Genomic DNA, 24,628 nt, shown 5'->3' on the forward strand with positions numbered 1-24,628 from the left:
CACTCGTCCCTGAGCCGCCATTCTCACCCGAACAGGTGAGGAGTGGTGTTTTCCGTGGTTTCCATCTGACCAAATCGGCCAGGGAGATACGTCAGACCCCGGACTCAACTCCGCGTACTGCTGGGGTATGACACGGGAGGGCGGCTTCTCCCCCGACCCGTAGGGGTCGGGGGGCGGCGGGCGGTCAGCCGGCCCGGTGCACCACCGCGTCGCACAGTTCCACCAGGGCCGTCTTCGCGGCGCACTCGGGCAGCGGCGCCAGTGCCGAACGGGCGTCCTCGGCGTAGCGGACGGTGTCCCGGCGGGCCTGTTCGAGCGCCGGGTGGGCGCGCAGCAGGCGCAGGGCCTCAGCGTGCCGCTCGTCGTCGGTGAGGTCGGAGTCCAGCAGCTCGCACAGGGCGAGGTCCTCGGCCAGCCCGAGCCGGGCCGCCCGCTCGCGCAGCCGCAGCACCGGCAGGGTGGGAATGCCCTCGCGCAGGTCGGTGCCGGGGGTCTTGCCGGACTCGTGGGAGTCGGAGGCGATGTCCAGGACGTCGTCGGCGAGCTGGAAGGCGACGCCGAGCCGCTCGCCGTACTGGGTCAGCACGTCCACGACCGTCTCGTCGGCGCCGGACATCATCGCGCCGAACCGGCACGAGACCGCCACCAGCGAGCCGGTCTTGCCGCCCAGCACGTCCAGGTAGTGCTCGACGGGGTCGCGGCCGTCCTGCGGTCCGGCCGTCTCCAGGATCTGGCCGGTGACCAGCCGCTCGAACGCCTCGGCCTGCACGCGCACCGCCTCCGGGCCGAGGTCGGCCAGGATGTGCGAGGCGCGGGCGAAGAGGAAGTCGCCGGTGAGGACCGCGACGGAGTTGCCCCAGCGGGTGTTGGCGCTGTCCACCCCGCGGCGCACGGCGGCCTCGTCCATCACGTCGTCGTGGTACAGCGTGGCGAGGTGGGTCAGCTCCACGACCACGGCCGACGGCACGATCCCGGGGGCGTGCCGGTCGCCGAACTGGGCGGCGAGCATCACGAGCAGCGGCCGGAACCGCTTGCCCCCGGCCCGCACCAGGTGCTGGGCGGCCTCCGTGATGAAGGGCACCTCGCTCTTGGTGGCCTCTAGCAAGCCTTCCTCGACAGCCGCCAGTCCGGCCTGGACATCGGCTTCCAGAGCCTGGTCCCGCACGCTCAGCCCGAACGGCCCGACGTCGGTCACGAGGGGTCTCCTGTCTGCTGGTGTCTGCCGGTGCTTACGCGGATTGTCGATAGGTCGCTGCCATCACTCGGATCAGCGTATCCGGTCACGTTTCGATCACCGCCAGCGCCCATGGTTACAGGCCGGGTGGTATCCGATCACGACCGCTATGTTTTCGATCAGCTCATAAGAACAGACATGTTCCGACTTACCGGGAATTCACGGTCTATGTGGTATTTGCACCATTGATGAAGCAAATTCCACTTGCGGGGCATTGCGCCCCGGGTTGTGATCAGTGAATTGAATCACTTCCGGCCCTCTGCGGCCCCACCCGGGCACCGAGCGGTCCCGCCCTTCGGCGAGAGCGAGTTGAGGCTTGGCTCACGCAAAGGATCAAGCCGCCCATTACCCCCCGATCAAGGTCATCCGGCGCCTTGTGTGACTCCGGTGCTTGTTCCCGGCATGTGCTCTCGCATACGTTCCGGCCCAGTCCGGCGGACCGCCGAATCCTGCCGCCGCCCGGACTCCCCACACACACCGACTCACTCACGCAGGGCAGGAGCGGGGGACCCAGGTAAGTCGCCGGTCCGTGACACGGACCGGCTCGGGGTGAAGCCGCGCACGACAGCACCACGCCGTGTGCGGCCGGGCACCTCCCGGCCCGAACCCGACAGCTCACCTCGCAGGCGCCGGAGAGGAACATCACCATGCCCGGACGAGGTAAGCACCGTCGCCCCAGAAGGAACCCGATCTCCCGTGGTGTCGCCGTCGTCGGCACCGGCGGAGCGGCACTGACCCTCCCGCTCCTCGGCGCCACGCACGCCGGCGCCGCCGAGCCCCAGAGCGCGCCCGCCGCGCAGACCGTGCCGCAGGCGGCCCAGCCCGCCAAGTCGCTCTCGTACACCGTGACCAAGGGCGACACGCTCTACGGCATCGCGGAGAAGTACGACGTCTCCGGCGGCTGGAAGCAGCTGTACAAGGACAACCGTGGCGCCGTCGGCGACGACCCGAAGGTGATCCACCCGGGGCTGAAGCTGAAGGTGGAGACCGCGAAGGCCGCCGCCCCGAAGAAGGCGACGCAGTCGTCCGCCCCGGCCAAGCCGGCCGGTGGTGTGACCCAGGCCACCCCGGCCGCCGCGAAGACCTACGCGAACAACCTCGACGGGTGGATCCGCGAGGCGCTGGACATCATGGCCCAGAAGGGCATCCCGGGCTCGTACGACGGCATCTACCGCAACATCATGCGGGAGTCGTCCGGCAACCCGCAGGCGATCAACAACTGGGACTCGAACGCCGCCAAGGGCACCCCGTCCAAGGGCCTGCTCCAGGTCATCGACCCGACCTTCGCCGCCTACCACGTGTCCGGCACCCCGTACGACCCGTACGACCCGGTCGCCAACATCACGGCGGCCTGCAACTACGCGGCCGACCGCTACGGCTCGATCGACAACGTCAACGGCCCGTACTGAGCCGTCCCGCCCAGCAGTCGTTCGAGGACGACGGCGATGCCGTCGTCCTCGTTCGACAGGGTGATCTCGTCGGCCACGGCCTTGAGTTCGGGATGGCCGTTGGCCATCGCGACGCCGTGCGCCGCCCAGTCGAACATCGGGATGTCGTTGGGCATGTCACCGAAGGCGATGGTGTCCGCGGGCCGCAGCCCCAGGTGCTCGGCGGCCAGTGCCAGACCCGTCGCCTTGGTGACACCGCACGGCTGGAGCTCGACCGTGCCCGGCCCGGACATCGTCACCGTCGCCAGTGAACCCACCACCGAGCGGGCCGTCGCCGCCAGCTCGTCGTCCGACAGGTAGGGATGGCGCAGCAGCACCTTGCTGATCGGCTCGCCCCACAGCTCGTCGCGCCGGTCGACCCGCACCGCGGGCAGTGTCGGGTGCGGCATGAGATAGCCCGGCTCGATGAGCGTGAGCCCGTCGACCCCGTCCTGGTCGACCGCCGCGTACACCTCCCCCACCTCGGCCTCGATCTTCCCGAGGGCCGTCTCGGCCAGCTCCCGGTCGAGCGTGACGGACCACAGCAGCCGGTTCGCGCCGGCGTCGTAGACCTGCGCGCCCTGCCCGCACACCGCGAGCCCCGTGCACCCCAGGTCGTCCAGGAGCGGCCGCACTCTCGGCGCCGGGCGACCGGTCACCACGAGGTGCTGGGCACCGGCGTCCGCCACCCGCGCGAGCGCGGTGAGGGACCGGTCGGACAGGGTGTCGTCGCCGCGCAGCAACGTCCCGTCCAGATCGGTGGCGATGAGTGAATATGCGAGGGGTGCGGCCATGATCAGAGAATACGGACAACGCGCCCGTTCGTTTCATCGCACGGCGCACGCCGATTGCCCGGTTGAGGGCCTCTGCACCGGTTGGCAACAACATGGTCCGCTACCTACCCGAGGGGCCGCATCGAGCGGTACCTTCCAAGTGTCCAGGGGGGACTTGATCGGGGGGTCAGGTTGAGCAGTGGGCGCATTCGCGTGGCCGGGCCCGGGGAGCTCGGTGAGCAGGAGAGGGAGCGCTGGCGTGCGCTGCGCGCCGCCTCGAAGACACCGCGCAACCCTTTCATGGAACCGGAGTTCACCGAGGCCGTCGGTCTGGTGAGGCCGCGGGCCCGGGTCGCGGTGGTCTACGAAGGGCTGGAGCCGGCCGGCTTCCTGCCCCATGAACGCGGCCCGTGGGGGCAGGGCCGGGCCATCGGGCTCGGGGTCTCGGACGCGCAGGGCGCGATCCTGCGCCCCGGCCTGGATCTGGAGCCGGGCGAACTGCTGCGGGCCTGCTCGCTGTCGTCCTTCGCCTTCGACAACCTGGAGGCCGAGCAGCGGCTGTTCGTCCCGCACGCGGCGGAGGAGCACGCCACCTACGTGGTCGACGTGGAGAAGGGCTACGAGACCTACGAGACGGTGCTGCGCGCCCAGTCGCCGAAGTTCCTGAAGACGACCCTGGCCAAGGAGCGCAGGCTGGGCCGGCAGGTCGGCGAGGTGCGGTTCGTGTTCGACGAACGCGACCCGGCCGCGCTGCGCACCCTCATGGAGTGGAAGTCGGCGCAGTATCGCAGGACCGGCCGCCGGGACCGGTTCGCGCAGGAGTGGATCACCCGGCTCGTCGGGCACCTGGCCCGCACCCGGGCACCGGAGTGCAGCGGCACCCTGTCCGTGCTGTACGCCGGTGAGCGGCCCGTCGCCGCGCACTTCGGGCTGCGCTCGGCCTCGGTGCTGGCCTGCTGGTTCCCGGCCTACGAGCCGGAGTTCGCGAAGTACTCGCCCGGGCTGGTGCTGCATCTGCGGATGGCCGAGGCGGCGGCCGCCGCGGGCATCGGCACGCTCGACCTGGGGCGCGGCGCGGCCGAGTACAAGGACGCGCTGAAGACGGGCGAACTGCCCGTGTACGAGGGTGCGGTGACGCGGCCGGGGGCGGGCGCGGCGCTGCACTGGCTGAGCCGCGAGCCGGCGCGCCGCGCACACAGCTTCGTCCGCGGCCGGCCGCGGCTGGCGGCGCTGGCCGCGCGGACCCTGAAGGGCGCGGCCCGGCTGCGCCGTACCTGACGACGAGGGGGGAGGGCGCATGGCCCGTTCGGCGCGTGCGCAGGAGGAGATACGGCGGTTCCTGGCCATCGGGTCGGTACAGGTCGCCGAGCTGGATCTGAACGACGAGGGGGCGGTGCTCAGACCCGGCCCGGGCAGTCCTCCGGTGACGCCCGGTGAGGTGTTCGTCCTGGTCAGACGCCACGGCCGCCCGGTGGGCACGCTGCTGGCGCGGGTACCGGAAGGAGCCGATCCGCGAGCCGTGCTGGCGGCGCGTGCGCGGGCGGAGTGCGCCGGGGCGGATGCCGGCGAGGCGGTGCAGCCGACTCGGGCGGAGCATGCCGGGGCGGATGCCGGCCGGCCGGAGGAGCCCCCTCGGGCGGAGTGCGCCGGGGCGGACGCCGCGGTGCCGGTGGAGGTGCCGCAGGCCAGTGTCGTCGTGGCCACCCGGGAGCGGGCCGGGCAGCTGGCCCGGGCGCTGGACTCGCTGCTGGCCCAGGACCATCCGCGGTTCGAGGTCGTCGTCGTCGACAACGCGCCCGTGACGAGCGAGACGCGGGAGCTGGTCGAGCGGAAGTACGCCGAGCGCGTGCGGTACGTGTGCGAGCCGGTGCCGGGCCTCGCGGCGGCGCACAACGCGGGGCTGGCGGCCGTGCGGGGCGAGGTCGTCGCCTTCACGGACGACGACGTCGTGGCCGACCCGCGCTGGCTCACCGAGCTCACCGCTCCGTTCGCCGCCGACGCCCGGCTGGGGTGCAGCACCGGACTGATCCTGCCCGCGCGGCTGACGACACCGGCCCAGGTGCTGCTGGAGAGCCACGGCGGCTTCGCGAAGGGCTTCACTCCAAGGACGTACGACCCGGCGGACCCGCCGGGCGACGAGCCGCTGTTCCCGTTCACCGCCGGGCGGTTCGGCTCGGGCGCGAACATGGCGTTCCGTACGGAGGTGCTGCGTCGCGTCGGCGGCTTCGACCCGGCGACCGGGGCGGGTACGGCCGCCCGGGGCGGTGACGACCTCTACGGCTTCGTCCGGGTCCTGGCCGAGGGCCACCGGCTGCGCTACACGCCGTACGCCCTGGTCTGGCACCACCACCGGGAGACCTGGCAGGACCTGGAGACGCAGGCGTACGGCTACGGTGCCGGACTCACCGCGTATCTCACGGCGGTGCTGGTCAACCGGCCCGCGCTGCTGCCGGCGTTCCTGGCGCGGCTGCCGCGCGGCCTGGCGCACGCCCGGTCCCTGACGGCGGTCCGCGAGACGGAGGGGGCGGCCGGTGGCGGCACGCCGGGGGACCACGACGCACGCACCCACCCCTGGCCACGGCGCCTTTCCCGCCTGCAGCGCAGAGGAATGGTCTACGGACCGGTCGGCTATCTGAAGGCGCGGCGTGCGCTGCGCGCGAGTGTGCGGGGGGCGGGATGAGGACACCGACGAGTACGCGCGGCGAGGGCCAGGGGGACGGCAGAGGCCGGGCGGAGCGTGCCACCGGGGACGGCGAGGGACCGATAGCCCCGGCGAACACCGCTGCCCGGCACGGGGTCGAGGCACAGTCGACAGCGGCAGGCACTGGTGCGCGGCACGGGGACGCGGCACCGGTGACCCCGGCAGGCACCCACGGCCCGCGCGGGGACGGGACACCGACAGACCCGGCAGGCACCCACGGCCGACGCGGGGACGGGACACCGACAGACCCGGCAGGCACCCTCGGCCCGCGCGGGGACAAGGGGCCGGCAGACCCGGCGCGCGGCGGCGGGCAGCGGGGGGATGCGGCTGATGGGGGCGCGGCTCGGGACGCGAAGGACGCGGTCGGGGCTGGTCGTTCGGCGGTCATCCCCGTCTTCCTCTACCACTCCGTCATGGACGATCCGCCCGACTGGATCGCCGAGTTCACCGTCACGCCGAAGCAGTTCGCCACGCATCTGGACGCCGTGGTGCGCAGCGGGCGCACGCCCGTGACGATCAGCGCGGTCGCCGATCATCTGGCCGGGCGGGCGCCCCTGCCGCCCCGGCCCGTGCTGCTCACCTTCGACGACGGGTTCGCCGATCTGCCCGGACCCACCGCCGAGGCGCTGGCCGAACGGGAGCTGCCCGCCACCGCCTATCTCACCACCGGCGCCCTCGCCCCGGGCGGCCGCAGTCTGCTGCCGCCCGCCCCCATGATGTCCCTGGCCGGCGTGGCGGAGCTGGAACGTTCCGGCATGGAGATCGGCAGTCACACGGTCACGCACGCGCAACTCGACACGCTGTCCGCGAAGGACCTGGCGTACGAACTGCGCACCTCCAAGGCCGTGCTGGAGGACGCCCTCGGGCACGAGGTCCGGCACCTCGCCTACCCGCACGGCTACAACAGCCCGCGCGTGCGCGCCATGTCGGCCCGGGCCGGCTACGAGACCGCGACCGCCGTCCGCCACGCCCTCAGCTCCGACCACGACGAGCGGTACCGCATCGCCCGGCTCATCGTCCGCCGCGGCCACACCGTCGCCGACGTCGAGGCCTGGCTGGCCGGGACGGGTGCGCGCGTCGCGCCGTACCGGGACGGGCCGAAGACGATCGCCTGGCGGTGGTACCGGCGGACCCGCGCACTGGTGCGCGGGCCCGAGTTCGCCGGCTGACGCGGCCGCCCCGGCTACTTCAGCGGCTGGTTGAGATACGGGTCGGCGACCGCCTTGCGCAGGCTGTCCCAGGCCGCGTCGTCGGCCAGGGCGAGGTTGCAGTGCGGTCCGGGGTCGCGGTAGTTCCACTGCAGGGCCGCCTTCACGCCCTCCAGGCCCTTCAGCACCCCGGGCACCTGCGCGTACCACTCGGCCTGCCGCTGCGGGCGGGCCGAGTCCGCCGCCGTACCGAACTCGGAGAGCATCAGCGGCTTGTCGTCGGAGATGTTCTTCCGGATCCACTCGTGCGTGGCGTCCTGCGTCTGCGCGAAGGTGAGCCAGCCGGTGTTGTGGCAGCGGTAGTAGTTGTACTGGTTGTAGCCGATCCAGTCGACGTACTCGTCGCCCGGGTACATCTTCCTGATCACGTCGGCGTGGTCGAGATACCCCGTGGTGATCCACGTCCACACCACGTTGTCGACGCCCAGTTCGCGGAACCGGTCGTGGATGTGCCGGTAGGCCTTCACGAACTCGGCGGGCGTGCCGTTGGCCGGGGTGCGGGTGTCCATCTCCAGGTCGAAGGAGAGGAACACCTTCCTGCCGTAGTCCTTGATGCGCCGGGCCTGGACGTCGATGACCGTCCGGTCCAGCCGGCCGTCGGCGATCTGCTTCCAGGTCGGCTGCTGCCGCTTCGTACCGCCCCACCACTTGCTCTCCCAGGACAGCAGCAGCAGGCGATCCTCGCCGACGCGCTGTTCCTCCGGCGTGAGCAGCTGTCCTTCACGGCGGGTGCCCTCGGGCAGGGACATGTCGTGGTACGTGTACACGATGTCGAGCGGGCGGCCCACGCGCTTCTCGTAGGCCCGCACCTTCTCCGGCAGGTCGTCCCGCTCGTGCGGCACGAACGCGCCGAACCAGGCGCCGCAGGGCGGTTCCAGGAGCTGTGTGGGGCGGCAGTCCGCCTTGGCACCGGCGGCTCCCTGGTCCTGCGGCCCGGAGGCGTCCCGCAGGGCGAGGACGGCGACCAGGACCGCGCTGACGACCGTCGCCGAGGTGATCAGCAGGCGGCGCCGGCTCGACGCGAACGGGCGGGTGGCCCGCTGTTCCTCCAGCGGTGGCCTGCGGTGCTGTCCGGCCGGATGCTGCCCGCGGCGAAAGGGACGGTGGGGACGGTTGAACCTCACGGAGCGGAACCCTTCGGTGTCCTCGGTGTCGTCCGCGCCGGCGGGGAGGCGCGCAGCGGCGGACAGAACGCGGCGAGTGTGGTCAGCAGCGTCAGCGTCAGCAGCACCCGCTGCGCGCTGAACGTGTGCGTGGCGATCAGCACGGTCGCCACGAGCATCACGGCGCTGATGCTCAGGAACAGCGTCAGCATCAGCCGTTCCAGCAGGTCGGAGTGGCGGGCGAAGTCGGGGTCGCGGCGCTCGACGGGCCCTTCCGCGGGCCGCGCCGCGAACGCGGGGGCGCAGACCCTGACCAGGGCCGCGCCCGGGCCCGCCGCGAGGAAGAGCGCGACCGCGGCGCCCCGCAGCGGCGACCCGCCGGGCAGGGCGAGCGCGGCGAGCGCCAGCCAGCCGGTGAACGGCGGCAGCATCCGGACCACGAGCTCCTGCGGTGTCATCGCTCTACTCCCCCCGCCTGCTTCAGTTCGTAGAGCCATCCGGCGCCGTTCTCCGCGACTAGCCGGAACCTCGGCGAGGCGGCGACCGAGTCCTGGATCCGGTCCAGCTGCTCCCTCGTGAGCTGCCCGTTCATCTCGGAGTTGGCCAACTGCCCCTGGGTGAGCAGGAAGTAGGCCCGGGCCGGCCGCTCCACCCCGGCCATGTCGCCGGCGAGCGTGGCGGCCGGGTCCCGCACGATCCGGTCGACATGGCTGCGGGCGTCGTCCAGGAACCAGTAGTGGTCGACGCTCCAGTAGGAGTCGTAGGCGAGCGGGTAGTTGCGGTTGGCGGCCACGACGAGCGAGCCGTCGGGTGCCTGGTCGAACAGCTGCCGTACGAGGGCGACTTCCTGCGGCGGGAAGTAGTTGATCCGGTCCTTGCCGGAGTAGGCCGGGACGAAGGCCAGCGTGCCGCCGAGCAGCGCGGCCAGCGGCACCCAGGTGCCGGCCCGCAGGCGGTTGCCGCGGGCGGGTCCGGTCCGTGGGCCGTCGGCGGCCTGCGCGGCGGCGTCGGCGGCGAGCGTGCGGACCTTGGGCAGGATCGCCGCGGCGGCGAAGAAGGCGGCTCCGGGCAGCATGAACAGCAGCACCCGGAAGATCATCTCGCTGCCGTAGCTGCTCGCCGCGAACATCGGCAGCGGGGCCGCCGCGATCAGCAGCAACGGCCGGGCGCGGTGGCGCACCACCCGCTGGCGCAGCACCCCGGCGGCCGCGAGCAGCAGGACCGAGCCGGACAGCAGCCGGGCCGCCCAGGAGGTCGCGATGGCGCCCGTGCCGGTCGGGGTGGCGCCGTAGCCGGTCTCGACGTTGGCGCCGACGTCGCCCACGGAGCGGATCATGTCGGGCATCGCGGCGGACAGGAAGGGCAGCGCGGCCGTCAGGCACCAGGCCAGGAAGATCACCACGGTCGTGACCACCGGGACCCAGTCGCGGTAGCGGCGGCTGAGGCACAGGGCGGCCAGGCAGACGACCAGCATCCCCGGGGTGAGCTGGTGGGAGATGACGATCGCCGTGATCAGGAGCGTGATCACCACCGTCCACACCGCCTGCCGCGGCCGCCCGCCGTGTGCGGCGGACCGGCCGAAGCGGCGCAGGACGACGGCGAGGACGGCGACGTGCAGCGCGTAGGCCACGGACTGGGGCGAGAAGTAGTCCTGCCCGACCCAGTTGGCGACGTAGAAGAGCCACACCGCGGTCCAGATCAGCCGCCGGTCCTCGGTGAAGGTGCGGTAGATCAGCAGCAGCGGGAGCAGCAGCATCAGACTGGAGACCAGCGGCCACCAGGCCATGAACATCGCCGACGACTCCACCCCGAGCAGCCGCACCAGGGCGGCCTGCGCGGCGAAGAAGCCCGGCCACTGGTCGTACACCGCCATGTCGCCGACCTGGTCGGCCGTCTGCAGGCCGCCGGCCGTGAGCAGGTGGTCGATGACCGCGTCGTGCTTCCACGCCCAGGCGTAGAGCGGGGTCGGGTAGAGCACGGCCTGGGTGGCCCGCTCCATGACCAGCAGGCCGAGGACGTACGCCGCCGCCCAGGCGCCCGGCCGGCGCGGATCGCGGACCGTGAACCAGAAGCCGGCCGTGAGCACCACCAGCCCGGCCCAGAACGTCGGGTGCAGCGCGGTGACCAGACCGTAGTCGTCGAGTCGTGAGACGTCCGTGTGCCGTACCGCGTAGACCCACAGCGCGAGCGCGGCGAGCAGCGGCAGGCCGGGCCAGGCGAGCGCGCCGCGGCCCGGCCGGACCGGGCTCAGGTCGGACAGGTCGGTCACGGGCTCGTGGACCGCACTCGACGACTCCGTGGACGACGGGCTGGAGGACTGGCTGGCGGTCTCGGGGGTGCCGCCGGGGGTGTTCGCGCCGTCGCGTGCCGGTGTGGGTTCTGGCGTGGATCTCTCCTTTGGCGTTACTGGCGGACGCACGGTGGTTCCCCCCTGGCGGTTCGGCTCTTCGCGGCCCGGTTCGGCCGGTCCGGCTCTCGGTTCGGTCAGTCGCTGGGCCGTCGGTCGGCCGTGTGCTCGGACGGGCGCTCGGCCGCGGGCCCGGACGGGCGCTCGGCCGGGGGCCCGGACCTACGCTCGGCTCTGTGCTCGGCGGGACGGTCGGCGATCCGGTCGGCGATCCGGTCGGCCGTGCGGCCCGCGGTCGTGGCGGTCGTGGTGGTCGTGACGGTCGTGCGGGTGGGGCCGGCCGGGCCCCGGGAGGACGCGGCGCGGCGGCCGAGCGGCAGGAGCAGCGCGAGTACGCAGAGGGCGGCGAGCAGGGGCGGCGCGGCGGGTGCGAGCGCCTCACGCCACACCCAGCCGGCGACCGCGACCAGGTACAGAAGCCCCCAGCGCCCCGGCCAGGTCAGCCGTCCGCCCGCGCTCGCGAGCAGCAGCCACAGCGGGACGAGGCACAGCAGCTGGCAGGCCGGCGGCGCCCAGCGCAGCAGCGCCTCGGGGCCGTGAAGCCCCAGTGCGTCCGCGAGGAAGCCGGCCGTCTTCTCGTACAACGCCCCGTCCACCGGCCGCGGTTCCCGTCCGAGGGCGACCGGCGCGGCGTACAGGGCGAGCAGGGTGGCGTACAGAGCCGTCCCGGGCAGCCAGGGATCGCGCCGGGCACACAGCGTCACGGCGGCGGCGAACACCACGAGCAGCAGACCTCCCGCGGCGAGCGACGGCAGCGGCAGGCCCTCCAGCAGCTGACGCCCGGTCAGTGCCGTGTCGGACGCCCGGTCCAGCCAGGGCAGGTCCCGCAGCGGCGCGAGGAAGAACACCGCGGCCACGCCGAGCAGGCCCCAGAGGGCACCCCGCAGCCGCCGCTCCCACGGCTCCTGCCCCGGGGGCGGGTCCGCGGACTCCTGCGGCGGTTCGCGGGTGGGCCCCTCCTCGCGCACGATCAGGGCCAGCGTGTCCGCCTGCAGCGCCTCGCGTTCGTAACCGGGGCGCCCTATGAACAGCGTGACCGTGTCCTGGTCGCCGTCCGTGGGCTGGTAGGCGGCCTTGCGGGCCCAGCTCGTGCCGTACCCGGCGGTGGCGTTCAGCTTCGCCCAGCGGGTGCCGTAGGAGGGGTCGGCCGGCGCGCGCACGGCGGGTGTGCGCTCGTCGGGCCGCAGGGCGGCGCGCAGTCCGGCCATGGAGACGACGGCGATCAGGGTCATGCTGAGCAGCACGGCCCAGCCCGCTCCGGCGATCCCGGCCGGAGTGAACAGCACGGCCGCGCTGCCCAGCACCAGGGCGCACATGGCCCCCTGGAGCGCGGCGAGCACACCCGTGCGCCCCTGGACGCGCAGGACGCCGATGTACAGCTCCACCACGACCCGGGGCAGCGCGCCGAGCGCGAGCAGCCGCAGCACGGTCGAGCCGTGCTCGGCGTAGTCCGGGCTGAAGGGCGTGAGGATGTACGGGGCGAACAGGACGAGGACCAGCACGACCGGGACCAGCAGCAGCGTCATGCGCCGCAGGGCCCCTTTGACGCCGTCGGCGAGCTGGCGGGGGTCGTGCGAGGCGTGCGCGGTGAGGGAGGAGGCCATGTTGATGGCCATGAACTCCATCGTGCCGCCGACGGTGTAGGCGACGTAGAAGTAGCCGTTCTCCGCGGCGCTGAAGCGGACCGCGACCATCACCGGCAGCAGGTTGATCATCGCCAGGCTGAACAGCGCGCCCAGCGAGTCACCGGCCAGGAAGCGGCCCATGTCCCGGATCTTCGGGGGCTCCTTGTCGCGGTCGGCCTCCGCCTGGCGCGGGATGAGCCTGCGGAAGATCAGCCAGCCCAGCGGCAGGGTGGAGAAGGCGATCGCCACCGCCCAGGAGACGAAGATGCCGAGGACGGGCAGCGTGCCGGCGAAGACGGCCAGCAGGACGAGCTTGCCCACCGAGAACACCGCGTTCCCGGCGGGCACCCACTCCGCCTTGCGCAGTCCGGTGAGCACCCCGTCCTGGAGCGTGAGCAGCGCCCAGGCCACGCACGCGGCGACGAACACCGCGCCCGCCAGGGGCGTGCCCAGCGGCGCGTACGACGCCCCCCACGCGTCGAGCGTGAGCAGGAAGACGGCCGCGGCGAGCGCCACGATCAGCGAGCTGGCCACGTACGTGCCCCACACCAGGCGTCCGGTCTCGCGTCCCGCGCGGGGGACGAAACGGACGACAGCGCCGATCATGGTCGTCGCCGTGATGCTGGCCAGCAGCCGCATCGCGGCGATGGCCGCGGAGCCCTGGCCGACGGCCTCCTCCGTGTAGTAGCGGGCGGCCACCAGCCAGAAGCCCAGGCCCAGCACGGCCGAGACACCGGTGCTGAGCATGAGGAAGTAGGCGTTCTTGAACAGCGAGTCGTGCGTGTGCTCGCTGTCGGCAGGTTTCGGTCCGCCGCCGGCGCGCGCGGTGGCGGGCTCGTGCACCTGGATCTCAGCCACGGGACTACCCCAGCCCTCCCGGTGTCGGTCCGCTCCGGGACAGCCGTCCCGGAGCGTCGACCGGTCGTGCCCCGGAGCGCTCCAGCACCTCCACGACCGTGCGCGCCCGCAGCGGGTCCACGGGCAGTGCGTGCCGGGCGAACCAGCGGGCCGCCTCGGGGGCCGGTGAGGGGTCGGTGAACCGCGCGCCCGCGTAGTCGTCCAGCGGCGGGTCGTAGAGGTAGCCGACGACGACGCCCCGGTCCGCCAGGGCCGCGATCGCCGCGTCCCGGTCCTCGACGAACAGCGGGACGCGGAACAGCGGTTGCGTCCCCTGCGCGTCGCGCGGCTTGGCCCAGGGCGTGGCCAGCAGCAGTTCCGTGCCCGCCCGGCAGGCGTCCAGCACGTCGTCCAGCCGGTCGAGCTTGCGTCCGATGCGGCCGAGCCGCAGCCGGCCGGACTCCAGGCGGTAGTCGTGCATGTCGACGCGCAGCCACGGGTGGTGAGCGTCGAGCCCGGGCGCCCGGCGGGCGGCCAGGGCGAGTTCGTCCGGGCGCAGGGGCATCCGGATCTCCTCGCGGTCGGCCAGCCCGAGCAGCCGGATCGCGGACCGGGCGGCCCGCCGCAGCCGCAGCCCGCGCACGGCCGCCTCGGCGTACGGCCTGACCGCGAAGGCCAGTTCGGAGCTGATCCGGCTCGGGGTGAGCAGCCGCGCCCGGGTCTCCTGCACGGCCCGGCGCAGGTCCGGGTCGGCGAGGGACAGCATGCCGCCGGCCTTGGCGCCGACGTGCTTGGACAGGCTGAACACGGAGGCCTCGCCCCACGCCCCGACCGGCCGGTCCCCCACCCGGCTGCCGATGGCGTGGGCCGCGTCCTCGAACAGCGGGATGCCCAAGGCGTCGCACGTGTTTCTCAGGCGCGGCGCCGGGTCGGGGTTGCCGTAGAGGTTCGTGGTGAGCACGGCCGACACCGAGCTCCACACCTCGTCCGGCACGGCATCGATGTCGATGGACGCGTCGAGCGGGTTCAAGGGCGCCTGCACCGGGCGCAGTCCGGCGGCGAGCACCACGAAGAAGATCACGTCGTCGTTGACCGGCGACATCAGCACCCGTCCGCCGGGCGGGCACCAGTGGCGCAGCGCCACGTACAGCCCGAAACGGCACGACGGTACATACACACATTCCCGGCCGAGCCGCAGGCGCATGGTCTCTTCCAGCCGCTTCGGCCGTGAACCATGCCGCACCGAGCCCGGACCGGCCTCCCCAATGGCCATCCGCCCCCCTGGTGTGCCGTCGGAACGCCCCCTCCCCGAGGCCTTCCGGCACCCGCCCAGAGTCGCCCCGTTCGCACCGCTCCGTCAAGATTGCGTCGCGTCCTGTGGATAACTTCCGGCACGTACACATGTGCGGTCCCGTCCGCCGCGCCCGTCACCGCCGGCGGGTTCCTCCGGTCGCACCCGGCTCCACCTGCCCCGTTCTTCCCGCTCGCCCCCGCGGACCCTGCCCAGGACCGGTGTGTCACCCGTAACGTGTGGCACGACCACGGACACGTGGCGACGACATGGCGCACCCGAAAGCGAGGCAGCACCCGATGCCCCCCTTCGATGTCCCCGAGGGCGACCCCTTCGGTCCGCACAACCTGCCGTACGGCGTGTTCTCCCTTCCCGGCTCCGAGCACCGGACCGTGGGCGTCCGGCTCGGCGACCATGTGCTGGACGCGGGCGCGGCGGCCCACGCGCTCGGCTCCCCGTACGCCTCCCTGCTCGCGCAGCCGAGCCTCAACCCGCTGCTGGCCGCGGGCCGCACGGCCTGGTCGGACGTCCGCCGGGCGCTGACGGCCTGGGTGACCGTGCCCTCCCACCGCGAGACCGTCGGGAAGCTGTTCCACCCGCTGTCCTCGGTGGAGCTGCACCTGCCCTTCGAGGTCGCGGACTACGTCGACTTCTACGCCTCCGAGAACCACGCGCGAAACGTCGGGCGGATGTTCCGGCCCGACGCCGAGGATTCCCTCACCCCCAACTGGAAGCACCTGCCGATCGGCTACCACGGCCGCTCCGGCACGGTCGTCGTCTCCGGCACGGACGTCGTCCGTCCCTCGGGCCAGCGCAAGGCGCCCGGCGACGCCGCCCCCGTCTTCGGCCCGTCCGTCCGGCTGGACATCGAGGCCGAGGTCGGCTTCGTCGTCGGCGTGCCCTCCCGCATGGGCCGGCCCGTGGCGCTCGGCGACTTCCGCGAGCACGTCTTCGGCCTGTGTCTGCTGAACGACTGGTCCGCGCGCGACATCCAGGCCTGGGAGTACGTGCCGCTCGGCCCGTTCCTCGGCAAGTCCTTCGCCACCTCTGTCTCGGCGTGGATCACCCCGCTGGACGCCCTGGAGGAGGCGCTCGTGGCGCCTCCGGCCCGGACGCACCCGCTGCTGCCGTACCTGGACGACAACGACGAGGAGCCCGGCGGCTACGACCTGCGGATCAGCGTCGCCGTCAACGGCCACGTCGTCTCCGAGCCGCCCTTCTCCACCATGTACTGGACGGCCGCCCAGCAGCTGGCCCACATGACCGTCAACGGCGCCTCCCTGCGCACGGGTGACCTGTACGGCTCCGGGACGGTCAGCGGGCCGTCGGAGCGCGAGCGCGGCTCGCTGCTGGAGCTGACCTGGAACGGCCGCGACCCGCTCGAACTCCCGGACGGCAAGCGGACCTTCCTGGAGGACGGTGACGTGGTGACGCTCTCGGCGTGGGCCCCCGGGCCCGACGGTGTCCGGGTGGGACTGGGCGAGGTGACGGGACGGGTGGTCCCGGACTGATCCGCGGTGGGTCGGGCCCAGGACTGAACCCCGGTGGGACGGGCCCAGGACGGACCCAGGACGGACCCGAACGAACCCGGCAGGACGGTCCCCGTGGACGCCCGAGCGGTCCGGGCCGGCGGGCCATCGCCCCTCGCGGCCCTTCCGTTGGCGTCCGGCTCCTGACGCACACCGCCCGGGCCCGTCATACTGGGCGACGGGCGGTGTGCCCGTACCCGCGCGGTGCACGGCACGCCGGCCGCGCTCGTCGCGGTCACGCGTGCGCACGGCAGCCGAACCCCGGTGGGCACGGCGGCCGGACCCCGGTGGGCACGGCAGCCGGACCCCGGTGGGCACGGCAGCCGGACCCCGACGGGCACGGAGACCGCGTCACCCGTGCGCTCGCCGGGCGCGGCACCCGCGCACGGTGACCGCCCCCGCCGCACGACCCGTAGCCGCCCCTTTTCCGACCAGGAACCGGAGCCCGTGGCCATGACCGTCTGCCTGCTCCTGCTGAGCGTCGTCGCCGTGACGGCCGCCGTCCCCGTCCCCCAGGCGCTCACCCGGGCCTCGTGGCCGGAGCGGGAGCCGGTGGTCGCCCTGTGGGTGTGGCAGTGCCTGGTCGCCACCGTCCTGCTGTGCTGCGTGACGGCGCTCGCGCTGGGCGCGGCCGCCGTGTTCGGCACGGTCCGCGCGCAGCTCTTCGCCCCGGCTCCGCCCGCGGTGACCGCCGCGTACGACCTGTCCGCCGCCCCGCCCTGGGCCGCCGCCCTCACCGTGCTGCTGGCCTGCGGCGCCGCCTGGACGACCGCGATGCTCGCGCGGGAGCTCGTCGAGGCACGCCGGCGCAGGGCCCGGGCCCGCGCCCATCTGCGCGAGCGTGCCCCCGACCTGCCGGCCGGCCTGCCCGCCGCCAAGGGTCCACTGCTGGTTCTGGAGGACGAGTACCCCGACGCCTGGTGGATGCCCGGCAGCCCGCCCCAGCTGATCGTCACCACGGGCGCCCTGCACCGCCTGACGGGCCACCAGCTGGACGCCGTCCTCACCCACGAGCGCGGCCACGCCCGGGCCCGCCACGACTGGCTGCTGCACCTGTCCACCGCTCTGGCCACCGGCTTCCCCCGCGTCCCGCTGTTCGCCCACTTCTGCGACCAGACCCACCGCCTGGTCGAACTGGCCGCCGACGACACCGCCTCCCGCCGCTGCGGCCACCTGACCACCGCCCTGGCCCTGATCGAGCTCAACCAGCACCGCGGCGTGCTGTCGTGCGCCTCCAGCCACCGGCTGCTGGGCGAACGGGTCGACCGGCTCCTCGAACCGCCGCCCCGGCTCGGCCGCAGGCACCGCGCCCTGACGACCACCACGGCCGCGCTCGTCCCGCTGCTGCCCCTGCTGATCGCCTTCGCCCCGGGCCTGACGGCGCTGTCGTAGCCGCACCGGGCCGGCGGCCGGTGGCGGATCTGCCCGTCGGCGCCGCGAACACGCAGGTCGAACGGGGAACCGGTCGCCCTCCCGGTGGCGCAACATTCCCGCAACACCACTTTTCCTATCGGATAGGTATGGTCCGATCCATGCCGACCGACCGCATCCGAGACCACGCCGGACAGGGCGCCGCGACCACCGTCGCCGCCCACCGCGCGCGGCGACGGCTGCGCGCCGACCGGGCCCGGCAACTGGCGGACCTGCTCCGCCGTCAGCTGCTCACCGGCGACTTCGGCGAGGGCGTCCTGCCCCACGAGTCGGCACTCGCCGCCGACTACCGCGCCAGCCGCAACACGGTCCGCGAGGCCCTCGACCTGCTGCGGTCCGAAGGGCTGGTGGAACGGCAGCCGGGTGTCGGCACCGTGGTCGTGGCCCACAAGTACCCCCACGGCCTCGACCGGCTGATGGGCCTCGCGGAGACCCTGCGCGAACACGGCCACGTCACCAACGAGGTCCGCGCCATGGGTCCCGCCCCGGCGCCCGTGCCCGTGGCCGCACGCCTCGGCCTCGCGCCCGGCACCGACGTCCTCTACATCGAACGCCTGCGCCGCCTCAACGGCCTTCCCCTGTCCCTCGACCTCACCTACATCCCCCTCGACATCGGCACCGGACTGCTCGGCGCCGACCTCGAGAACACCGACGTCTTCCGCCTGCTGGAAGCCGTCACCGGCCGGCGCCTCGGCCACGCCGAGATCACCCTGGAGGCGGTCAGCGCGGACACCCACTCCGCCGCCGTCCTGGAGGCCCCGCGCGGCGCCGCCGTCCTCATGCTGGAACGCCTCACCCACCTCGCGGACGGCCGCCCGGTCGACCTGGAGTTCATCCGGTTCCGCGGCGACCGCATCGCCATGAGCGGTCTGCTGCACCGGTCCGTCTGACCCACCCGCTCGCGCACACTCCTGGAGACAGCCATGCCCTTGGTGCCCCAGCGGGCCGACGTGCCCGTGACCATCGACGAGTCGAAGTGCATCGACGGCTGCACGCTCTGTGTGGACATGTGCCCGCTGGACTCCCTCGCCATCGACGAGCGCAACGGCAAGGCCTACATGCACGTCGACGAGTGCTGGTACTGCGGCCCGTGCGCGGCGCGCTGCCCCACCGGAGCCGTCACCGTCAACATGCCCTATCTGCTCCGGTGAGAGGCCCGAACCGTCATGAAACGCACAGTCGTCGCCGTGTCCGCCGCCGTCCTGCTGCTCCCGCTCAGCGCCTGCGGCGGTGACGCCGAGGCCGGCGGCGGCTCCACGGTGACCGTCACCGTCGGCTACCAGTCCCGGACGATCAACACCGTTACCGCGGGCACCCTGCTGCGCTCCCTCGGCTCCTTCGAGAAGCAGCTCAACGCCCTGGACGACGGCGTCCGCTACAAGGTGAGCTGGCAGGACTACGCCACCGGCGCCCCGATCACCGCACAGATGACCGCCGGGAAGATCGACATCGGCTCGATGGGCGACTTCCCGCTGCTCATCAACGCGGCCCGCGGCAAGCAGCTCGACCGGCCCACCCGGCTGGTGTCGGTCACCGGCTACAACCTGCGCGGCGGCCTCAACACCATCGTCACCGCACCCGGTTCCGAACTGACGTCCTTGAAGGACCTGAAGGGCAAGAAGGTCTCCACCAGCGTCGGATCCGCCGCCGACGGCACGCTCGTGCGGGCCCTGCAACGCGCCGGCATCGACCCGGCCGACGGCATCGAGAAGCTCAACCAGCAGCCGGCGGTCGGCGCCTCGGCCCTCGCCGCCGGCAGCACGGACGCCCTGTCGCAGTTCGTCGCCTGGCCGGGCCTGCTCGCCTACCAGGGCAAGGCGAAGGCGCTCTACGACGGCGCCCGGCTGAACCTGCCGACCTTCCACGGCGTCACCGCCCGGGAGGACTTCGCCGAGCGGCGCCCGGCCGTGCTGGAGGCGTTCCTGAAGGCGCAGGCGGAGGCTACCGACTACCTGAACGAGCACCCGGTGGACGCCGCCGAGAAGGTCGCGAAGGCGACCGGCCTGCCCGCCGAGGTCGTCTACCTCTACAACGGCGCTCACGGCATCGCCACCTTCGATCCGGCGATCAAGCCCCGGCTCGTGGCCGCCCTGAAGCAGGACGTGTCGGTTCTGAAGTCGGCCGAGCTGACCGGCGACGTGGACGTCGACTCCTTCGTCGACGACCGGTACGTGAAGAAGGCCCTGGGAGCGGCGGCGTACCGCGACCGGCTGGCCTCGAAGCCGGCCCCGGCCGCGAGCGAGGCCTGGCCCGAAGGCGCCTCGAAGACCCTCACGTTCACCTCCCCCTCCGCACTGCTGCGTCATGTGGCCCGGCACCGCGACGCCCTGCGCGCCGCCTACGTCCCCGACACCACCACCGGCACCCTCTGGTTCGCCGACCGGGCCGTGTGGGTGGCCGACGGCGACACGCTGCTGCCCTTCGTCGCCCCCGACACCGCGCGGGCGTACATCGCCGGGCACGCCGGGGCGCGGATCGTCTCCTACGCCGACGCCCTGGAGCGGGCGTCATGAGGCGGTATGCGCTCCGCCTGCTCTCGCTGGCCTCCGCTCTCGGCCTGTGGCAGGCGCTGACCGGCCTGAACGTCGATCTGTGGCTGCGGTTCTCGCAGTTCCCGACGGTCGCCGACGTGGCCCGCGCCTTCGCCGCACGGCTGTCCGGGCCGGACTACTGGACGGACCTCACCGACAGCCTCACCCGGATCCTCACCGGCTTCCTGCTGGCCGCCGTCCTGGGCGTGGCCACGGGCGTGCTCGTGGCCCGCTCGCGTCTCGCCGAGGACCTGCTCGGGCCGGTGCTGGAGGTGATCCGCCCGGTCCCGGCGATCGCCCTGGTCCCGGTCGCGATCCTGTTGTTCCCCTCCAACGAGCAGGGCATCGTCTTCATCACCTGCACCGCCGCCTTCTTCCCGGTCCTCGTCTCCACCCGGCACGCCGTGCGCGCGCTGACCCCTGTGTGGGAGGAGGCGGTGCTCACCATGGGCGGCGGTCGGTGGCGGATCCTGGGCTCGGTCGTCCTGCCGGGCGCGCTGCCCGGCGTCTTCGGTGGCCTGTCCGTCGGCATCGGCGTCTCGTGGATCTGTGTGATCTCCGCCGAGATGATCTCCGGCCAGTACGGCGTCGGCTACCGCACCTGGCAGGACTACACCGTCGTCGACTACCCGGGCGTCTTCGTCGGCATGGCCACGATCGGCGTGCTCGGCTGGCTCACCTCCACGGCCGTGGAACTGCTGGGCCGCCGCCTCACCCGCTGGCTCCCCCGCACCGCCTACGACCCCGCCGTCCGGACGCCCCGGCCCCCGCGGCCCGCACGCCTCACCGGAGGCGGACAGCCGACGCCCGCCGCGCCCCCCGCCCGGCCCGGCGGGGCCCGACCCGAGGAGGCACGCGATGAGCACCTCGTCTGAGACCGTCCCGGGCACGTCGCCCGAGCCGGGGACCGTCCCGGGCACGTCGCCCGAGCCGGAGGCCCGAGCCGCGGGGACGGCAGGGCGCGGTACCCGGCTCGTCCTCGCCGGTGCCCGTCTCGGCCGCCCCGGCGCACCCGCCCTGGACGGCGTCGACCTCGATGTCGCGCCCGGTGAGATCCTCACCGTCGTCGGCCCGTCCGGCTGCGGCAAGTCGACCCTGCTGCGCACCCTCGCGGGCCTGCTGGCGCCACTGGCCGGAGAGCTCACCCAGGACGGCCACCCGCTGTCCGGCCCCGCCGCCGACCGCGCCCTGATCTTCCAGGAGGATGCCCTGCTCCCCTGGCGCACGCTGCGCGCCAATGTCGAACTGCCGCTCGCCATCCGGGGCGTCCCCCGCGCGGAACGCCGGGACCGGGCCCGGGCCTGGCTGGAACGGGTCGGACTCGGCGCCCACGCGGGGCAGTTGCCGCACCGGGTCTCCGGCGGACAGCGCCAGCGCGTCCAGCTGGCCCGCGCCCTGGCCGCGCGCCCGCGCGCCGTCCTGATGGACGAGCCGTTCGGAGCGCTCGACGCGCAGACCCGTGCCGGCATGCAGGACCTCCTGGTGGAGGTGCTCCGGGGCACGGGCGCCACCGTCGTCTTCGTCACCCACGACGTGGACGAGGCGCTGTTCCTCGGCGACCGCGTGGCCCTGCTCGCCGCGGGCGGTGTCGCCGCCGTCCGGGACGTACCCCGCCCCCGCGACCGGGGCGCGCACGACGACCCCGCGCGCCTGGCCCTGCGGCGCGACGTCCTCACCTCGCTCGGTACGTGAAAGGCACCCCGGTGACCATCTCCGTGAACTCCCCCGTGGGCACCCCCCTCGCCGTCCCTCCCCTCGCCGACGCAGAGGAACTGACCTGCGACGTCCTCGTCATCGGCGGCGGCACCGCCGGCACCATGGCCGCCCTGACCGCCGCCGAGCACGGCGCGAACGTGCTGCTGCTGGAGAAGGCGCACGTCCGTCACTCCGGCGCGCTCGCCATGGGCATGGACGGTGTCAACAACGCCGTCGTGCCGGGCCGTGCCGAACCCGACGACTACGTCGCCGAGATCACCCGTGCCAACGACGGCATCGTCGACCAGTCCACCGTCCGCCAGACCGCCACCCGCGGCTTTTCGATGGTGCAGCGGCTGGAGTCCTACGGCGTGAAGTTCGAGAAGGACGAGCACGGCGACTACGCGGTCCGCCAGGTGCACCGCTCCGGCTCCTATGTCCTGCCCATGCCGGAGGGCAAGGACGTCAAGAAGGTCCTCTACCGGCAACTGCGGCGGCGGGAGATGCGGGAGCGGATCCGCATCGAGAACCGGGTGATGCCGGTGCGTGTCCTCACGGCGCAGGGGCGTGCCGTCGGGGCGGCCGGTTTCCACACTCGCACCGGGCGGTTCGTCCAGGTCCGCGCGGGCGCGGTCATCCTCGCCACCGGCGCCTGCGGCCGCCTGGGCCTGCCCGCCTCCGGCTACCTCTACGGCACCTACGAGAACCCCACCAACGCCGGCGACGGCTACGCCATGGCCTACCACGCCGGGGCCGAGCTCACCGGCATCGAGTGCTTCCAGATCAACCCGCTGATCAAGGACTACAACGGCCCGGCCTGCGCCTATGTCGCCAACCCCTTCGGCGGTTACCAGGTCAACCGGCACGGCGAGCGCTTCGTCGACTCCGACTACTGGTCGGGCCAGATGATGGCCGAGTTCGCGGCAGAGGTGGCGTCCGACCGGGGCCCGGTCTACCTCAAGCTGAGCCACCTGCCGGAGGAGTCGGTCTCCGCGCTGGAGTCGATCCTGCACTCCACCGAACGCCCCACCCGTGGCACCTTCCACTCCGGCCGCGGTCACGACTACCGCACGCACGACGTCGAGATGCACATCTCCGAGATCGGGCTGTGCGGCGGCCACTCCGCCTCCGGTGTCCGCGTGGACGACCACGCCCGCACCACCGTGCCCCGCCTGTACGCGGCCGGCGACCTGGCCTGCGTGCCGCACAACTACATGATCGGCGCGTTCGTCTTCGGCGACCTGGCGGGCGCGGACGCCGCGCAGTACACCGCCTACGAGGGAACACTGCCGGCGGACCAGCTGCGCGAGGCGCACGAGTTGATCTACCGCCCGCTGCGCCACCCCGACGGCCCGCCCCAGCCCCAGGTCGAGTACAAACTGCGCCGCTTCGTGAACGACTACGTCGCCCCGCCCAAGTCCGGCGCCCGGCTGTCGCTGGCCCTGGAGGCGTTCGAACGGATGCGGGACGACATCGCCGCGATGGGCGCCCGCACCGCGCACGAACTGATGCGCTGCGCCGAGGTCGGCTTCATCCGCGACTGCGCGGAGATGGCCGCGCGTTCCTCCCTGGCCCGCACGGAGTCCCGCTGGGGTCTCTACCACGACCGGCTCGACCACCCCCGGCGGGACGACACGTCCTGGTTCCACCACCTCGATCTGCACAAGTCCCCCTCTGGCGCGATGGAGTTCACGGCTCGTCCCGTGGCTCCCTATCTCGTTCCGGTCGACGGTTTCGATCCGGTCGGCGGCGCGTCCCGGCCCATCGGCGAGGTGCACGCCGAGGACGTCGCGACGGCGGGGTCCCGCGATCTGGCACCGGTGGCGGCCGGGGCCGGCGTCCCGGAGCCGGAGCGGGCTGTCGCCGCACCCGCCGCCTCACCCGCCGCCCCCGCGGGCGGACGGTCCTCCGCCCGCCTCCTCGAACTCGTCGCCCTCGCCGACGAGGAGCCCGAACTCGACGCCCTCCAGCCGTACCTGGCCGACCCCGCGCCCGCCGTCCGGCGCGAGGCGGTCGCCGTGCTCACCGAGACGCTGCCGCCGGGGACGGGTCCCGCCCTCGCCGCGGCCCTGGGGGACACCGCCGCCGAGGTCCGTGCCGCAGCGGCCGCGTCCCTGCGCGAGCTCGTCGAGACGCTCCCTCCCGAGCCCGGCCTGCGCGACGGTCTCGCCACCGCCCTGGACGAGCCCGACCCGGTGGTCCGGGCCGCCGCCCTGGACGTCCTGCGCGCCCTGCGCCTCGGGGACCCCGGCCTGTTCGCGGCCTCCCTGGGCGACTCGGACCTCTCGGTGCGGATCGAGGCCGTGCGCGCCCTGGTGTCGGTCGACGCCGCAGACGCACTGGCGGGCGCGGCGGCCACCGACCCGTCCCGCGAGGTCCGGGTGGCGATCGCCAAGGGCCTGGCCACCGTGAGGGCGGAACGGCTGTCCGCCGGAGCGCCGCCGGGCGAGGGCGACGCCGTCGGGGCCGACCCGGTCGCCCACGCCCTCACCGGGCTGCTCGACGACCCCGACGCCCTGGTGCGCGCGGCGGCCTACGGAGCACTGGGCACGACCGGTTGCCCGGCGCCCCTGGCCGGACGCGCCGTCGCCGCCCTGGCGGAGCCGGCCTGGCAGGTGCGGGCCGGTGCGGCGACGGCCCTGTCCGTCGCCGCACCCGACGTGGCCGTCCCCGCGCTCGCCAAGGCCCTCGCGGACGCCAACGCCGATGTCCGCAAGGCGGCCGTCCTGGCCCTGACCCGGCACCGGTCCTCGGCGGAGGCCCGAGCGGCCCTGGCCACGGCGACGACGGACTCCGACGCCGACGTCAGGGCATACGCGTCACGCGCGCTGTGACC

19 protein-coding genes and 1 riboswitch are annotated in these 24,628 nt (G+C 73.4%); of the genes, 12 read left to right on the top strand and 7 right to left on the bottom strand.

The features are described 5' to 3' along the window. Positions 1-184: 184 nt before the first annotated feature. Positions 185-1,195, bottom strand: coding sequence for a polyprenyl synthetase family protein (locus ACIGAQ_RS19415; protein WP_311680406.1), 1,011 nt, complete (start codon positions 1,193-1,195; stop codon positions 185-187). A gap of 504 nt (positions 1,196-1,699) precedes the next feature. After that, positions 1,700-1,878, top strand: a riboswitch (cyclic di-AMP (ydaO/yuaA leader). A 3-nt stretch (positions 1,879-1,881) separates the two neighbouring features. Between ACIGAQ_RS19415 and ACIGAQ_RS19420 the strand changes: the two genes are divergently transcribed. Next, the gene (locus ACIGAQ_RS19420; RefSeq protein WP_399784266.1) at positions 1,882-2,643 is read left to right on the top strand and encodes a transglycosylase SLT domain-containing protein; all 762 of its coding nucleotides are present in this window, start codon (positions 1,882-1,884) and stop codon (positions 2,641-2,643) included. Here the strand turns inward: ACIGAQ_RS19420 and ACIGAQ_RS19425 are convergent. Continuing rightward, the gene (locus ACIGAQ_RS19425; RefSeq protein WP_311680408.1) at positions 2,607-3,455 is read right to left on the bottom strand and encodes an HAD family hydrolase; all 849 of its coding nucleotides are present in this window, start codon (positions 3,453-3,455) and stop codon (positions 2,607-2,609) included. The genes ACIGAQ_RS19420 and ACIGAQ_RS19425 overlap by 37 nt on opposite strands. A gap of 171 nt (positions 3,456-3,626) precedes the next feature. On the opposite strand from ACIGAQ_RS19425, the gene ACIGAQ_RS19430 reads away from it, so the two are divergent. From ACIGAQ_RS19430 to ACIGAQ_RS19440, 3 genes are all read left to right on the top strand, one after another. Next, positions 3,627-4,712, top strand: a complete 1,086-nt coding sequence (locus ACIGAQ_RS19430; RefSeq protein WP_311680409.1) for a GNAT family N-acetyltransferase — start codon at positions 3,627-3,629, stop codon at positions 4,710-4,712. A gap of 19 nt (positions 4,713-4,731) precedes the next feature. After that, complete coding sequence (locus tag ACIGAQ_RS19435; protein WP_399784270.1) at positions 4,732-6,114, top strand: glycosyltransferase; 1,383 nt, start codon at positions 4,732-4,734, stop codon at positions 6,112-6,114. Between the two features lie 434 nt (positions 6,115-6,548). Beyond that, positions 6,549-7,304 carry a polysaccharide deacetylase family protein gene (locus tag ACIGAQ_RS19440; RefSeq protein ID WP_362276834.1) on the top strand — a complete coding sequence of 252 codons (756 nt, stop codon included), beginning with the start codon at positions 6,549-6,551 and terminating at the stop codon, positions 7,302-7,304. Between the two features lie 14 nt (positions 7,305-7,318). On the opposite strand, the gene ACIGAQ_RS19445 is transcribed toward ACIGAQ_RS19440, so the two are convergent. The 5 genes from ACIGAQ_RS19445 to ACIGAQ_RS19465 all read right to left on the bottom strand — a co-directional run bounded on the left by ACIGAQ_RS19445 (position 7,319) and on the right by ACIGAQ_RS19465 (position 14,588). Next, positions 7,319-8,467: a glycosyl hydrolase gene (locus ACIGAQ_RS19445; RefSeq protein WP_399784273.1), complete on the bottom strand. Its 1,149-nt coding sequence runs from the start codon at positions 8,465-8,467 to the stop codon at positions 7,319-7,321. Then, complete coding sequence (locus tag ACIGAQ_RS19450; RefSeq protein ID WP_399784276.1) at positions 8,464-8,904, bottom strand: hypothetical protein; 441 nt, start codon at positions 8,902-8,904, stop codon at positions 8,464-8,466. Before ACIGAQ_RS19450 ends, ACIGAQ_RS19445 begins: the two co-directional genes overlap by 4 nt. Continuing rightward, entirely contained in the window at positions 8,901-10,715 is a 1,815-nt protein-coding gene (locus tag ACIGAQ_RS19455) for a glycosyltransferase (protein WP_399784279.1), read from the bottom strand. The genes ACIGAQ_RS19450 and ACIGAQ_RS19455 overlap by 4 nt, the downstream gene beginning before the upstream one ends. A 215-nt stretch (positions 10,716-10,930) precedes the next feature. Continuing rightward, positions 10,931-13,336, bottom strand: a complete 2,406-nt coding sequence (locus tag ACIGAQ_RS19460; RefSeq protein WP_399784281.1) for a lipopolysaccharide biosynthesis protein — start codon at positions 13,334-13,336, stop codon at positions 10,931-10,933. A 4-nt stretch (positions 13,337-13,340) separates the two neighbouring features. Next, a complete protein-coding gene (locus ACIGAQ_RS19465; RefSeq protein ID WP_311680417.1) occupies positions 13,341-14,588 on the bottom strand; it encodes a DegT/DnrJ/EryC1/StrS family aminotransferase in 1,248 nt (415 codons plus the stop codon). 317 nt (positions 14,589-14,905) lie between these two features. Between ACIGAQ_RS19465 and fahA the strand changes: the two genes are divergently transcribed. The 8 genes from fahA (at position 14,906) to ACIGAQ_RS19505 (ending at position 24,626) form a co-directional block, all read left to right on the top strand. Next, on the top strand, positions 14,906-16,117 hold the full coding sequence (gene fahA, locus ACIGAQ_RS19470) for a fumarylacetoacetase (protein WP_311680419.1): 1,212 nt from the start codon (positions 14,906-14,908) through the stop codon (positions 16,115-16,117). Positions 16,118-16,588: 471 nt separating this feature from the next. After that, positions 16,589-17,527: a M56 family metallopeptidase gene (locus ACIGAQ_RS19475; RefSeq protein WP_399784649.1), complete on the top strand. Its 939-nt coding sequence runs from the start codon at positions 16,589-16,591 to the stop codon at positions 17,525-17,527. A 128-nt stretch (positions 17,528-17,655) separates the two neighbouring features. Then, on the top strand, positions 17,656-18,456 hold the full coding sequence (locus tag ACIGAQ_RS19480) for a GntR family transcriptional regulator (protein ID WP_399784284.1): 801 nt from the start codon (positions 17,656-17,658) through the stop codon (positions 18,454-18,456). Between the two features lie 33 nt (positions 18,457-18,489). Next, positions 18,490-18,717 carry a ferredoxin family protein gene (locus ACIGAQ_RS19485; protein ID WP_043497678.1) on the top strand — a complete coding sequence of 76 codons (228 nt, stop codon included), beginning with the start codon at positions 18,490-18,492 and terminating at the stop codon, positions 18,715-18,717. A gap of 15 nt (positions 18,718-18,732) precedes the next feature. Next, positions 18,733-20,079, top strand: a complete 1,347-nt coding sequence (locus tag ACIGAQ_RS19490) for an ABC transporter substrate-binding protein (RefSeq protein WP_399784292.1) — start codon at positions 18,733-18,735, stop codon at positions 20,077-20,079. Beyond that, entirely contained in the window at positions 20,076-20,972 is an 897-nt protein-coding gene (locus ACIGAQ_RS19495) for an ABC transporter permease (RefSeq protein WP_399784295.1), read from the top strand. The genes ACIGAQ_RS19490 and ACIGAQ_RS19495 overlap by 4 nt, the downstream gene beginning before the upstream one ends. Beyond that, positions 20,956-21,789, top strand: coding sequence for an ABC transporter ATP-binding protein (locus ACIGAQ_RS19500; protein WP_399784298.1), 834 nt, complete (start codon positions 20,956-20,958; stop codon positions 21,787-21,789). The genes ACIGAQ_RS19495 and ACIGAQ_RS19500 overlap by 17 nt, the downstream gene beginning before the upstream one ends. 23 nt (positions 21,790-21,812) lie before the next feature. Next, positions 21,813-24,626, top strand: coding sequence for a fumarate reductase/succinate dehydrogenase flavoprotein subunit (locus tag ACIGAQ_RS19505; RefSeq protein ID WP_399784652.1), 2,814 nt, complete (start codon positions 21,813-21,815; stop codon positions 24,624-24,626). Positions 24,627-24,628 lie beyond the last annotated feature (2 nt).

Source organism: Streptomyces sp. NPDC085932 (assembly GCF_044540525.1).
In the GTDB taxonomy this organism is placed as follows: Bacteria; Actinomycetota; Actinomycetes; order Streptomycetales; family Streptomycetaceae; genus Streptomyces; species Streptomyces levis.